This window comes from Flavobacterium sp. 270, from assembly GCF_004368785.1.
Lineage (GTDB): Bacteria > Bacteroidota > Bacteroidia > Flavobacteriales > Flavobacteriaceae > Flavobacterium.
This window is the reverse complement of record NZ_SODM01000002.1, coordinates 1-14,419: the sequence shown is the minus strand read 5'-3', so window position 1 is coordinate 14,419 and position 14,419 is coordinate 1. Positions and strand designations below refer to the sequence as shown.

At 34.9% G+C, this 14,419-nt stretch carries 9 protein-coding genes and 1 pseudogene; all 10 read left to right on the top strand.

All coding sequences use genetic code 11. The annotated features are described in order from the left end of the window. Positions 1-10 precede the first annotated feature (10 nt). Positions 11-1,414, top strand: a complete 1,404-nt coding sequence (gene nrfD, locus EV144_RS07410; protein WP_134147604.1) for an NrfD/PsrC family molybdoenzyme membrane anchor subunit — start codon at positions 11-13, stop codon at positions 1,412-1,414. Further along, on the top strand, positions 1,407-1,931 hold the full coding sequence (locus EV144_RS07405) for a DUF3341 domain-containing protein (protein ID WP_134147602.1): 525 nt from the start codon (positions 1,407-1,409) through the stop codon (positions 1,929-1,931). The genes nrfD and EV144_RS07405 overlap by 8 nt, the downstream gene beginning before the upstream one ends. Before the next feature lie 8 nt (positions 1,932-1,939). Then, positions 1,940-2,485: a c-type cytochrome gene (locus EV144_RS07400; protein WP_134147600.1), complete on the top strand. Its 546-nt coding sequence runs from the start codon at positions 1,940-1,942 to the stop codon at positions 2,483-2,485. A gap of 28 nt (positions 2,486-2,513) precedes the next feature. Next, the gene (locus EV144_RS07395; protein WP_134147598.1) at positions 2,514-3,908 is read left to right on the top strand and encodes a quinol:cytochrome C oxidoreductase; all 1,395 of its coding nucleotides are present in this window, start codon (positions 2,514-2,516) and stop codon (positions 3,906-3,908) included. Between the two features lie 19 nt (positions 3,909-3,927). Next, a complete protein-coding gene (locus EV144_RS07390; protein ID WP_134147596.1) occupies positions 3,928-5,115 on the top strand; it encodes a cytochrome c oxidase subunit II in 1,188 nt (395 codons plus the stop codon). A 33-nt stretch (positions 5,116-5,148) separates the two neighbouring features. Next, positions 5,149-6,951, top strand: coding sequence for a cbb3-type cytochrome c oxidase subunit I (locus tag EV144_RS07385; protein ID WP_134147594.1), 1,803 nt, complete (start codon positions 5,149-5,151; stop codon positions 6,949-6,951). A gap of 109 nt (positions 6,952-7,060) precedes the next feature. Then, positions 7,061-8,086 (top strand): Holliday junction branch migration DNA helicase RuvB, encoded by a 1,026-nt coding sequence (gene ruvB, locus EV144_RS07380; RefSeq protein WP_134147592.1) that lies wholly within the window; start codon positions 7,061-7,063, stop codon positions 8,084-8,086. A gap of 3 nt (positions 8,087-8,089) precedes the next feature. Continuing rightward, the gene (locus EV144_RS07375) at positions 8,090-8,905 is read left to right on the top strand and encodes an alpha/beta hydrolase (protein ID WP_134147590.1); all 816 of its coding nucleotides are present in this window, start codon (positions 8,090-8,092) and stop codon (positions 8,903-8,905) included. A 1-nt stretch (position 8,906) separates the two neighbouring features. Beyond that, positions 8,907-9,827, top strand: a complete 921-nt coding sequence (gene queG, locus EV144_RS07370) for a tRNA epoxyqueuosine(34) reductase QueG (RefSeq protein ID WP_134147588.1) — start codon at positions 8,907-8,909, stop codon at positions 9,825-9,827. 516 nt (positions 9,828-10,343) lie between these two features. Next, positions 10,344-14,419: pseudogene (locus EV144_RS07365) on the top strand (DUF11 domain-containing protein); the annotation flags it as partial.

Below are 14,419 nucleotides of genomic sequence, written 5' to 3'. Positions count from 1 at the left end.
ATAAAGGATTATGTCGTCTCATTACGAAGCACCCATTAGAAAACCTTTAGTTATAGGTGATAAATCTTATCACGATGTAACAGTAGATGTAGCTGCTCCTGTTGAAGGACCTGCAAACAAGCAATGGTGGATTGTATTTTCTATTGCATTAATAGCCTTCCTTTGGGGATTAGGTTGTATTATTTACACCGTATCTACCGGTATCGGAACGTGGGGATTAAATAAAACAGTTGGTTGGGCTTGGGATATCACTAACTTCGTTTGGTGGGTTGGTATCGGTCACGCTGGAACATTAATTTCAGCGGTATTATTACTTTTCCGTCAACGTTGGAGAATGGCAATTAACCGTTCTGCAGAAGCTATGACTATCTTCTCGGTAGTTCAGGCAGGTTTATTCCCAATCATTCACATGGGACGTCCATGGTTAGCATACTGGGTTTTACCTATTCCAAATCAATTTGGATCTTTATGGGTAAACTTTAACTCACCATTGCTATGGGACGTATTCGCAATTTCAACTTATCTTTCAGTTTCATTGGTTTTCTGGTGGACTGGTTTATTACCTGACTTTGCAATGCTACGTGATAGAGCAATAACGCCTTTTAATAAAAGAGTATATTCTATCCTAAGTTTTGGATGGAGTGGTAGAGCAAAAGATTGGCAGCGTTTTGAAGAAGTATCTTTGGTTCTTGCTGGTTTAGCTACACCACTTGTACTTTCAGTACATACGATTGTATCTATGGACTTTGCTACTTCGGTAATTCCTGGATGGCATACAACAATCTTCCCTCCATACTTCGTTGCTGGAGCGGTATTCTCTGGATTTGCAATGGTAAACACTTTGTTGATCATCATGAGAAAAGTTTCTAACTTAGAAGCTTATATTACACTTCAACACATCGAATTAATGAATATCGTAATCATGATTACAGGTTCTATCGTTGGGGTTGCTTACATCACTGAGTTATTTGTAGCTTGGTATTCAGGTGTAGAGTATGAACAATATGCTTTCTTAAACAGAGCTACTGGACCTTACTGGTGGGCATATTGGTCAATGATGACTTGTAACGTTTTCTCTCCACAATTTATGTGGTTTAAAAAATTAAGAACAAGTATCATGTTTTCATTTATTATTTCGATTGTAGTAAACATCGGGATGTGGTTTGAAAGATTCGTAATTATTGTTACTTCTTTGCATAGAGATTATCTTCCGTCTTCTTGGACAATGTTCTCTCCAACTTTTGTTGATATTGGAATATTTATTGGGACGATTGGTTTCTTCTTCGTGTTGTTTTTATTATACTCTAGAACATTCCCTGTAATTGCTCAGGCAGAGGTAAAAACAATTTTGAAAGGAACTGGAGATAATTATATTAGAGAAAGAAAAGAAAATAAAAATTCACATCATGAGTAATAAAGTAATATACGCCATTTATAATGACGATGATGTTTTGATGAATGCTGTAAAATCAACTAGAGCAGCACATCATCATATCGAAGAAGTTTTTACTCCATTTCCTGTTCACGGTTTGGATAAAGCTATGGGATTGGCACCATCTAGATTAGCAATTTGTGCTTTCCTTTATGGTTGTGTTGGGATTTCTTTTGCAACTTTCATGATGAGTTATATTATGATTCATGACTGGCCACAAGATATCGGTGGAAAACCAAGTTTTAGTTTCATTCAGAATATGCCTTCTTTTGTGCCAATTATGTTTGAGATGACTGTATTTTTTGCTGCTCACTTAATGGTTATCACTTTTTATATGAGAAGTAGATTATGGCCATTTAAACAAGCTGAAAATCCTGATGTAAGAACAACAGATGACCACTTTTTAATGGAGGTTGCCGTAAACAATAACGAAGCAGAATTGATTTCTTTCTTCGAAGGTACAGGAGCAGTTGAAGTTAAAGTAATTGAAAAGAATTAATTGTAGCTATGAAAAGGATATATAAAATAACACTTTTAGTTGGTATAACGATTTTAGTTTCTTCTTGCCACAATAATTCGGCACCAAACTATCAGTACTTTCCTAATATGTATGAATCAGTAGGTTATGAACCTTACGCAGAGGCAAAAATATTTAAAGGAGGAAAAGAAGGACAGCTTCCTGTTGTAGGAACTATTAATAGAGGTTTTGAACCTTACGAATATGAAAATTCAACTGCGGGTTATGAGTTAGCAAAAGCCAATTCAAAATCACCTTTGGATTCTATAGAGAGAAATTCTGGAAAAGGAAAAGAACTTTTCGAAATTTACTGTATTAGTTGTCATGGTGCAGCTGGAAACGGTAAAGGTAAATTGGTTGAAAGAGAAAAATTTCTTGGAGTACCTAGCTACAAAGACAGAGATATCACAGAAGGAAGTATCTTTCATGTTGAGACTTATGGTTTAAATGCAATGGGTTCGCACGCAAATCAATTAAGTGCTCACGAACGTTGGTTAGTTGCTGACTATGTTCTGAAACTAAAAAGCCAATTATAATTGTTGAACAAAACTGATCGTAATAGATATGTATACATTTTCAAGTAAATTAAAAACTTTTTCTATCATCCTAATGGCTTTGGGTTTATTAGGGATTGGATATGGTTTTTTAAGTGCACCTAAAAATATTCAAGAAGTTGAAAAAATTCTAGAAGCAGATGGTCATGGATCTCATGGTGCTGCACATGGAGAAGCTGCTGAAGCTTCTCATACAACTGCAGAACATCATGAAGGTGCTGTAGCTTCTTATGAAGAACACAAAGGTGCCGAGCATGCAGAAGTAAGCGCTTCTAAGGAAAAAGAAGAGCATTTAAATCACGTATTGCACCAATTGCAAAATAAGCCTTGGTCTGCATTATATGTTGCTTGTATTTTCTTCTTGCTTCTTTCTATGGGAGTTTTAGCATTCTATGCTATTCAACATGTTGCGCAAGCAGGCTGGTCTCCAGTTTTGTTTAGAGTTATGCAGGGTATTACTGCTTACTTACCTGTTGGTTCTTTAATCTTTTTTATAATTTTAGTATTATGTGGACTTCATTTTAATCATATTTTTGTATGGTTAGGAGAAGGGGTTACAGACCCTAAAAATGCAAATTATGATGCTATCATTGCTGGTAAATCTGGATACTTAAACTTTCCTTTCTGGATTGTTAGAGCTGCAGTGTTTTTATTAGGGTGGAATTTATATAATTATGCTACTAGAAAAAATTGTTTAGCTCAAGATGATGCTAATGATGATTTAAATTATAAAAAGAATTTCAAACAAACTGCTGGATTTTTAGTGTTTTTCATAGTTTCTGAGTCTATTATGTCTTGGGATTGGATTATGTCATTTGATCCACACTGGTTCAGTACTTTATTTGGATGGTATGTATTTGCTTCTTTCTTTGTAAGTGGTATTACTGCTATTGCTTTAGTTACTGTATACTTAAAATCAAAAGGATATTTAGATTTCGTAAATACAAGCCACATTCACGATTTAGCTAAATTTATGTTCGGTATTAGTATTTTCTGGACTTACTTATGGTTCTCTCAATTTATGTTGATTTGGTATGCTAATATTCCGGAAGAGGTTACTTATTTTATAACAAGAATTCAATTATATAACCTTCCATTCTTTGGAGCTGTTGTTATGAACTTTGTTTTCCCTTTATTGATTTTAATTAATACTGATTTCAAACGTCTTAATTGGATTATTGTAATGGCTGGTGTTGTAATTTTATTAGGTCATTATGTTGATTTCTTTAATATGATTATGCCTGGTACTGTTGGAGATAAATGGTTTATTGGAGTTCCTGAAATTGCATCTATTCTTTTCTTCTTAGGTTTATTTATTTTTGTTGTATTTACTGCATTAACTAAAGCTCCTCTGTTAGCAAAAAGAAATCCTTTCATAGAAGAAAGTAAACATTTTCATTATTAATATTTAAAGAAATAAACAGATGACAAGTTTGTTGGTAATTATAGTTGTAGTTTTATTAGCAGTTGCATTATGGCAATTGACCAAGATATTTGATCTTACTCAAGTAGGATCTTCTTCGGACGATTCTCAAGTTGCATCAGATAATGATAATAATATTCAAGGATATGTTATGTTTGGCTTTTTAGCTTTCATATATATATTTACTATTTACGGTCTACTAAAATGGGGTAATTTAGCGCTTCATACTCCTGCTTCTGAGCATGGTCTTTTAGTAGATAGTTTAATGAATATTACTTGGGTTTTGATCTTCATAGTTCAATTTATTACTCAAGGTTTATTATATTGGTTTTCTTTTAAAAATAGAGGTAATAAAGATAGAAAAGCATTATTCTTTGCTGACAGTAATAAATTAGAAGCAATCTGGAGTATTATTCCATCTGTAGTTTTAGCTTGTTTGATTCTTTATGGATTGTACGCTTGGAACAACATTATGTTTGTTGATAAAGATGAAGATGTAATCGAAATTGAATTATATGCTCAGCAATTTAAATGGACGGCTAGATATGCTGGTCAAGATAATGTTTTAGGAAAAGCTAACGTTCGTTTAATTGAAGGTATCAATACTTTAGGAGTTGATATGTCAGATCCTAATGCGCAAGATGATATCGTAGTTTCTGAATTACATATTCCAAAAGGGAAAAAAATACATTTCAAAATGCGTTCTCAAGACGTTCTGCACTCAGCTTATATGCCTCACTTTAGAGCGCAGATGAACTGTGTTCCAGGTATGGTTACTGAATTTGCTTTCGTTCCAACTTACACAACTGCAGAATATAGAGAATTGCCATTTATGGTTGAAAAAGTTTCAAACATTAATAAACTTAGAGCAGAAAAAAGTGTTGAGTTAGTTGCTAAAGGTGGTACAGCTTTAGATCCTTATACTTTTGACTATTTATTATTATGTAACAAAATTTGTGGAGCTTCTCATTACAACATGCAAATGAAAGTAGTTGTAGATACTCCTGAAGATTATAAAAAATGGTTAAGCGAAAAAACTACTTTAGCTCAAGATATTAAAGCTGCAGCTGCTACTGAAAAACCAGCTGAAGAAGGTAAAGCTACTACTAAAGATAGTGCTGTACAAGATACTGTTAAAGCAGTTATTGACACTGTTAAAGCTGTTGTAGCTAAAGTTGCAATGAAATAATAATATTATTAAGAAAATTTAAAGTATACATATATGTCAGCAGAAGCACACGATCACGGACACGAACACGATCACGAGCACGAACATCACCATAAGGACACTTTCATTACCAAATATATATTTAGTATTGATCACAAAATGATTGCTAAACAATACTTAATTACAGGTATTGTTATGGGAATTATTGGTATTGCAATGTCTTTGCTTTTCAGAATGCAATTGGCATGGCCGGAAGAGTCTTTCAAAATCTTCAATGTTTTATTAGGAGACAAATTTGCACCTGATGGTGTAATGGCAAATGATATTTATCTGGCTTTAGTTACAATTCACGGTACCATAATGGTATTCTTTGTACTGACGGCCGGTTTGAGTGGAACGTTTAGTAACTTACTTATTCCGCTTCAAATTGGAGCTAGAGATATGGCTTCTGGGTTTATGAACATGATTTCATACTGGTTGTTTTTCTTATCTGCTGTAATTATGTTAAGTTCTTTATTTGTTGAAGCTGGACCAGCTTCTGCAGGTTGGACAATTTATCCTCCATTAAGTGCTTTACCACAAGCAATTCCAGGATCTGGAACAGGTATGACTTTATGGTTAGTTTCAATGGCTATTTTCATTGCATCTTCATTAATGGGATCTTTGAACTATATCGTTACTGTTATCAATTTAAGAACTAAAGGAATGTCTATGACTAGACTTCCTCTTACTATCTGGACATTTTTCGTAACAGCTATTATTGGTGTTATTTCATTCCCGGTATTATTATCTGCTGCGTTATTATTAATTTTTGATAGAAGTTTTGGTACTTCATTCTTCTTGTCTGATATTTATATAGCTGGAGAAGTTTTACATTACCAAGGTGGTTCTCCTGTATTGTTTGAACACTTATTTTGGTTCTTAGGTCACCCTGAGGTTTATATCGTAATCTTACCTGCAATGGGTCTGGTTTCTGAAATTATGGCTACGAACTCTCGTAAACCAATCTTTGGATACAGAGCGATGATTATGTCTGTTCTTGCAATTGCATTTTTATCTACAATTGTTTGGGGTCACCACATGTTTATTTCAGGTATGAATCCTTTCTTAGGATCTGTATTTACATTTACTACTTTATTAATTGCAATTCCATCTGCTGTAAAAGCATTTAACTGGATTACGACTTTATGGAAAGGTAACTTACAATTTAACCCTGCAATGTTATTTTCTATCGGAATGGTTTCTACTTTCATCACTGGAGGTTTAACAGGTATCATTTTAGGAGATAGTACTTTAGATATTAACGTTCACGATACTTACTTTGTAATTGCTCACTTTCACTTAGTAATGGGTATCTCTGCACTTTACGGAATGTTTGCTGGTATTTACCACTGGTTCCCTAAAATGTACGGAAGAATGTTAAATAAAAACTTAGGTTATATTCACTTCTGGGTAACAGCAGTTTGCGCTTACGGAGTTTTCTTCCCAATGCACTTTATTGGATTAGCTGGTTTACCAAGACGTTATTATACAAATACAAACTTCCCATTATTTGATGATTTACAAAATGTGAATGTTTTGATTACAACATTTGCTCTTGTTGGAGGTGCTTTCCAATTGGTATTCTTGTATAACTTCTTTAGCAGTATTTTCTACGGTAAAAAAGCAGTACAAAATCCATGGAGATCTACAACATTAGAGTGGACTACTCCAGTAGAACATATTCACGGTAACTGGCCAGGTGAAATCCCTCACGTATACCGTTGGCCGTATGACTACAGTAACCCGAATCACGATGTAGATTTTGTTCCTCAAAATGTACCAATGAAAGAAGGTGAAGAAGTTTTACACCACTAAAATATATTTAAAAGGCTGTCCAATTTGGACAGCCTTTTTTGCTTAGTTAAAATTCTTTCTGTACCACATTACTGTTTTACAAACTGATTACTTTGTATATCTTTGTAAAATGAATGAAAACTTAGATCCTACTACAAACGGATACAACTCAGAAGAATTAGATCTTGAAAAAAGACTTCGGCCTCTTTCATTTGATGATTTTGCAGGACAAGACCAAGTCTTAGAAAACTTAAAAGTATTTGTTGCTGCAGCGAATCAGCGTGGCGAGGCATTGGATCATGCTTTGTTTCATGGCCCTCCTGGATTAGGAAAAACTACTTTGGCTAATATCTTGGCTAATGAACTTCAAGTTGGAATAAAGATTACTTCTGGTCCTGTTCTTGATAAACCTGGCGATTTAGCTGGCTTACTTACCAATCTGGACGAAAGAGATGTTTTATTCATTGATGAAATTCACCGTTTAAGCCCTATCGTAGAAGAATATTTATATTCTGCAATGGAGGATTTTAAAATTGATATTATGATTGAATCTGGACCGAACGCAAGAACGGTGCAAATCAATTTAAATCCTTTTACCTTAATTGGAGCTACAACGCGATCAGGATTATTAACTGCACCTATGCGGGCTCGTTTTGGTATTTCTTCTCGTTTACAATATTATACTACTGAACTCTTAACGACAATTGTTGAGCGTAGTGCTTCTATATTAAAAATGCCAATTGCTCTTGACGCTGCTATTGAAATTGCAGGACGAAGCAGAGGTACACCTCGTATCGCAAATGCTTTATTGCGTAGAGTTCGTGATTTTGCACAAATTAAAGGAAATGGAACTATCGATTTAGAGATTGCTCGATATGCTTTAAAAGCATTAAATGTTGATGCACATGGTCTTGATGAAATGGATAATAAAATTTTGCTTACTATTATCAGTAAGTTTAAAGGAGGTCCGGTTGGACTTTCTACTTTAGCAACAGCTGTGAGTGAAAGTAGTGAAACTATTGAAGAAGTTTATGAACCTTTTTTAATTCAAGAAGGTTTTATTATGAGAACTCCTAGAGGTAGAGAAGTTACCGATAAAGCTTATAAACATTTAGGAAAAATAAACACAAATATTCAAGGCGGTTTATTCGAATAAGATATGAAACAATTAACCTTTTTTTTATTTCTGATTCACTTTTGCTCTTTAGCGCAAGCTAAAACGGTGCAACATCTTTCCTATGGAAAATCATCGCAACAAGTATTGGATCTTTATTTGCCTGATGGAAATTTAAATAATGCACCGGTAATAATATTACTTCATGGGGGAGCGTGGTCTATGGGTGGTTTAGAATATACAAGTAAACATGCACAAGATATTTCGAATCTTGGGTTTGTGGTAGCAAATGTAGATTATCGCTATGTAACAGATAAAATATCGGCTAAAGATTTATTATCTGATATTGATGATGCTGTAGGATATGTGTCTAATGTTTCAAACAAATATGGTTTTGCTAAAAGTGGTTATCATATTGTTGGAATTAGTGCAGGAGCACATTTAGCTTTGCTTTATGGTTACACTAAGAAAAACATGAAATCTATAACTGCTCTTTGTGCGCCATCAAGATTAGATTCTTTAGAATCACTAGATTTTATTAAAAAGAATGGACATATTGATATCATTGAAAAACTAGCGGGAGCAAAGCTGAATGAAAATGGAGACAATGCCGCATTTACCGCTATAAGTCCATTTAACAATATAACAAATACTCCAACATTATTGATACATGGAGATGCTGATCCGCTTGTAAATGTAAGCCAGTCTCAAAATCTCTATAAAGAATTAAAAAACAAGGGTATAGAGTCTAATTTGATTATTAGGCCAGGTAAAGGACATGATGTAGGAATGAATTCACCTGATACGGAAATTCAAAATATATCTGATATTGCCTCATGGGTTAAAAATCACAATAAATAGTTTGACTAATAAGGAAAAATACACGCAATTTATAAAAGCCGAATCTAAAAGACTCGGCTTTCTTTCTTGTGGTGTTTCTAAAGCTGGTTTTCTAGAGCAAGAAGCACCGAGACTTGAGAATTGGTTAAAGAATAATCGCAATGGCCAAATGGCATACATGGAAAACCATTTTGATAAACGTTTAGATCCAACATTATTAGTTGATGATGCTAAAAGTGTTGTATCTCTTCTGCTTAATTATTATCCTGATGTATCTCAAAATGATGAAAGTTTCAAGATCTCAAAATATGCTTATGGTCAGGATTATCACTTTGTAATTAAAGAAAAATTAAAAGAATTTCTGCATTCAATTCAGGAAAACATAGGTGATGTTTCTGGTCGCGCTTTTGTAGATTCTGCTCCAGTTTTAGATAAAGCTTGGGCTGCTAAAAGTGGTTTAGGATGGATTGGTAAAAATAGTAATCTCTTAACGCAGAAAGTGGGTTCTTTTTATTTTATTGCCGAACTTATTATAGACTTAGATTTAGAATATGATCATGCTGTAAGCGATCACTGCGGCTCCTGTACCGCATGTATTGATGCTTGTCCTACGCAAGCAATTGTTGCACCTTATGTTGTAGATGGAAGTAAATGTATTTCATATTACACCATCGAATTAAAAGAAAATATTCCTTACGATATGAAAGGAAAATTTGATGAATGGATGTTTGGCTGTGACACCTGCCAAGATGTCTGTCCTTGGAATCGTTTTTCTAAACCACATTCAGAACCGTTATTTAATCCAAATCCTGAAATACTTTCTTTTTCTAAAAAAGATTGGCTTGAAATTACCGAGGAAACTTTTCGAGTTGTCTTTAAAAATTCACCTATAAAAAGAACAAAATTCGAAGGCCTAAAACGTAATATTAATTTTTTAAAATAACATCAAATTAATGTTAATTTAATTTTAGTCTAATTGGTTGTATTTTAGTCTTTTGAGTTATTTTTACGGGTAATTTTCTCACGTGAAAACCCTTGTGTTTTTTGAATATTTGGCATTAAATTTTGTAAGAATTTAAGATGTCAATAATAATTTACCTCGTTTTAACACTTTTGTTGTTAAATGTCTATAGTTTTCGACTTCTAAAATGCTTTTTTGTCGTCAAAATGTGTTATTCAACGTTTTTATGGGTAGTTTATCGACTAATGTAGCTAGTTTTTAGGGCTTTGCATATTTTCGCTGCTCCAAAACTACTATTAACCTAAAACACATTTTGTGTCTTTGAACCTATCATGACTATGGTCCAAATGCTATGTAATTGTTATAAAAATCTTTTTAAGATTTTTATTGAATTTGCAAAATCCAATCCCATTATTTTTTCGTATTTCATCTATGAGCTGAAAACCGCATCAGGTTCGTCGGCTTTTGATATTTCTGTTCCACAAATCTCAGCTGTCTATGCGTAACATTACTTTTAATCGATCTAATTTTTTTAGATTAAACTTTCTTATTGCTTTTTTCTCACTAATCACTTTCAGTGCTTCTGCTCAATTTTATACCAAGCATTATATTGCGCCAGCTCCTTGGCAGTATTTTAATGATGCTAATGAAATTGTCATAGCGACAAATTCTACAAGCACAGTAAATATTGTTCTGTCTAAAAGTGATGGGACATTAGTAACTAACTTAACCGCAGTTAAAGGAACTCCCGCAGTATACAGATTTACTGGTGTACCAAATACAACTAAGGCATATGCTTTTAATACTGTTTTAAAAGGAGCAGGATTAATTGTTAAAGCTAGTGCTCCAGTAGCTATTAATTTAAGAAACGTTGCTTCTGATGCTTTAGCAGGTACTGATGTAGATAAAGATATTAAAGGAAATGCTGCATTGACAGGTTTTGGAGATGCAGGACTAGGAATAAGATTTAGGATAGGTTATTACAGGAATGGTTCTTTAGGAAACTTTGGGGGTTATGGAGATCAACGTCCTATTTATAGTATTATGGCTACTGCTGATAATACGACAATAAAAATTAATGGTATTGTTACAACTACATTAAATTCAGGTCAAAGTTATTTGTTTAAAGCAGATATTGGATCATTAGTTGAATCTTCGAATCCTGTTGTGATGAATACATGTGCGGCAATAGATACGCCGGATGGCTGTGGAGATAGTGCATATAATCAAGTTCCTCCAGAAGCTGTTTTAGGAACAGAATATTTTTTGGAAAGAGGAACTGGAAACAGTACAGCTGAACAAACTACCGTTGTGGCTACAAAAGACAATACAGTTGTAACAGTAGAGGGTTACTCTACTACCGGGACGCTTGTCTCTACCAATACTGTTACTTTGGCGCAAGCAGGAAATTTTTACACTTTTGTGAATGGTTCTACAAACACAAATTTTACAGCATCTCGTATTGTTGCAGATAAAAGAGTTGCTGTTTATTCAGGAACAGCTCAAGGCTGTGAGGTTGATATTTCAACTATTGCACCAGTATCCGAATGTGGAGGATCTAATTTTATTGAAACCGCAAAATTTAGAAATTATAATTCAGGAACATTAGATTATTTTGGATATATACTTCTAAGAAGTGCTACAGATGTTGTAACAGTAAATGGTACTAATATTGCAACCATATCTGGTGTTGGTGCCCGTTATCAAATAGGTACAAGTGGTTGGTATATAATAAATTTTAATAGTGTACAGATAGGAAGTCCAGATGTTCTTTCTATAGCGAGCAACTCTAAAATGACTGTTTCGATTGTACAACAGGCTGGGGGTTTCTCTATGGCAGGATTTTTCTCAAATTTTGCAGCGCAGCCCGAAGACCCAACTTTAACCTATATTTCAGGTGGAGGCTGTACAAATAATACAGCTGAATTAACAACACCAGCAGGTTTTGCACCATATCAATGGTATTATAACGGAGTTGCTATTACTGGAGCTAACTCAGCAACTTATACAGCTACTAAAACAGGAGCTTATTCAGTAGGCTCTACTTTAGTTTGTGGAACCCAAACTCAATCAAAACCTGTTAATGTAACATTATGTACAGATTTAGGAATTACAAAAACAGTAGATAATGCTGCACCTTGTTTAGGATCTAATGTAGAATTTACAGTTAAAGTAAGTAATTTAGGAGGTAATAATGTTTCGGGAGTTTCAGTAAATGATTTGCTTCCTTCTGGTTATACTTACGTTGGCTCAACACCATCAGTAGGAGTTTATGATTCAGGAACTGGTATCTGGACTATTGGTGACGTAGAAGCACAAACATCAATGACATTAAAAATTGTTGCTACAGTAAATTCATCTGGAAACTATACTAATACAGCATCGTTACCAAATGCAATAGATACTAATACAGCAAATAATTCAGCCAGTGCTGCAGTTACGCCAAAAGTGGCGAATCTAGTAGTTACAAATCCAGCGGCAGTTTGCTCTCCGTCAACTGTAGATTTAACAGTTCCGGCAATTACTTCAGGAAGTTCTTCAAATTTGACACTTTCATATTGGACAAATTCTAATGCATCGACTGCTTTGTCTTCGCCATCTTCAGTTTCTACAGCAGGTACTTATTATATAAAAGCAGTATCATCAGATGGATGTACTTTTATAAAACCAGTTGTTGTAACAGTTAATTTTCCATCAAGCAATAACACTATAGGTGGTGCCACTACCTGTGCAACAGGAAGTGTAACTTTGACTGCATCGGGGGGTAGTGGAACCTATTTATGGTCAACAGGAGATACATCTAAAACAATTACAGTAACTACTGATGGTAGTTATACAGTACAAAGAATAAGTTCTTCGGGTTGTGTAACTAGTGCATCAGCCCCAGCTGTGGTTACTTTTAAACCTGCAGCGCCAACAGCTTCATCTCAAACATTTTGTTCTTCTGAAAATAAAAAAGTTGGTGATTTAGTTGCTTCGGGAGTCGCTTTAAAATGGTATAATGCTTCAACAAACGGAACACAATATGCGGTAAATGCAACATTGGTTACAGGAACGTATTATGTAAGCCAGACCACAAATGGATGTGAAAGTTCAAGAACTTCAGTATCTGTAACAGTAAATTCTACATCTTCAGCACCTGTAGCATCAGCTCAGTCATTTTGTGCTGCTGATAATAAAAAAGTAAGCGACTTAAGTCCAAACGGACCAACATACAAATGGTACAATGCGTCATCAGGTGGCACTTTATATAACGGATCTGAGAATCTTGTATCTGGTAATTATTATGTAAGTCAGACAGCTAATAGTTGTGGAGAAAGCGCAAGAACCTTAGTTGTAGTAACTATTAATACAATTCCGGCAGCACCAACAGCTTCATCACAGGCATTTTGCTTTGCTGACGCTAAAAAAGTAAGTGATTTAACTGCCACAGGAACTAGTTTAAAATGGTATAATGCTTCAACAGCAGGAACCTTATACACAGGTACAGAAACCCTTACAACAGGAACTTATTATGTAAGTCAGAGTAATAGCTGTGGAGAAAGTACAAGAAGATCAGTTTCTGTTACAGTAAACAACACTGTTGCCCCAACTGCTTCTTCTCAATCATTTTGTGCTGCTGATAATAAAAAGGTTAGTGATCTAGCTGCGACAGGTACGGCTTTAAAATGGTATACAGCTAATACAGGCGGATCTCTTTATACAGGAACTGAGACATTATCTTCAGGTAATTATTATGTAAGTCAAACTCTAAATAGCTGCGAAAGTTTAAGAACTTTAGTATCAGTTACAGTAAACAATATAGCTGCACCAACAGCATCAGCGCAGACTTTTTGTTCTTCGGATAATAAAAAGGTAAGCGACCTGAGTCCAAACGGATCAGGATATAAATGGTATAATGCTTCTACAGGAGGTACCTTATATGGAGGGACAGAAACCCTTGCATCAGGAAATTATTATGTAAGTCAGACGCTAAATAGCTGCGAGAGTTCGAGAACTTTAGTAGCGGTAACAGTTAACCCAACTCCAGGACAGCCTACAATTACTGCAGGCGGTGCAACAACATTCTGTACAGGAGGAAGTGTAACTCTTACTTCAAGCAATGGCTATAACTATTTATGGTCAAATGGAGCTACTACACAGTCTATCACGGTAACAGCTTCAGGAAATTATAGTGTTCAGGTTAGTGAAGCTTCAGGATGTAAAAGTATATCTTCAGCTGTGACTGCAGTAACGGTTAACAGCATTCCATCAGCACCGACAGCTTCAGCGCAGACATTCTGCTCGGCTGATGCTAAAAAGGTAAGTGATCTTCTTCCATCAGGAACAGGAATCAAATGGTACAGCGCATCAACAGGCGGTACTTTATATGCAGGCACAGAGGTATTGGCTACAGGTACTTATTTTGTAAGCCAGACTACAAACGGATGCGAGAGCACAAGAACTTCAGTTAGTGTAACGGTGAATACTACGCCGTCAGCACCGGCGGCTTCGGCGCAGACATTCTGCTCGGCTGATGCTAAAAAGGTAAGTGATCTTCTTCCATCAGGAACAGGAATTAAATGGTACAGCGC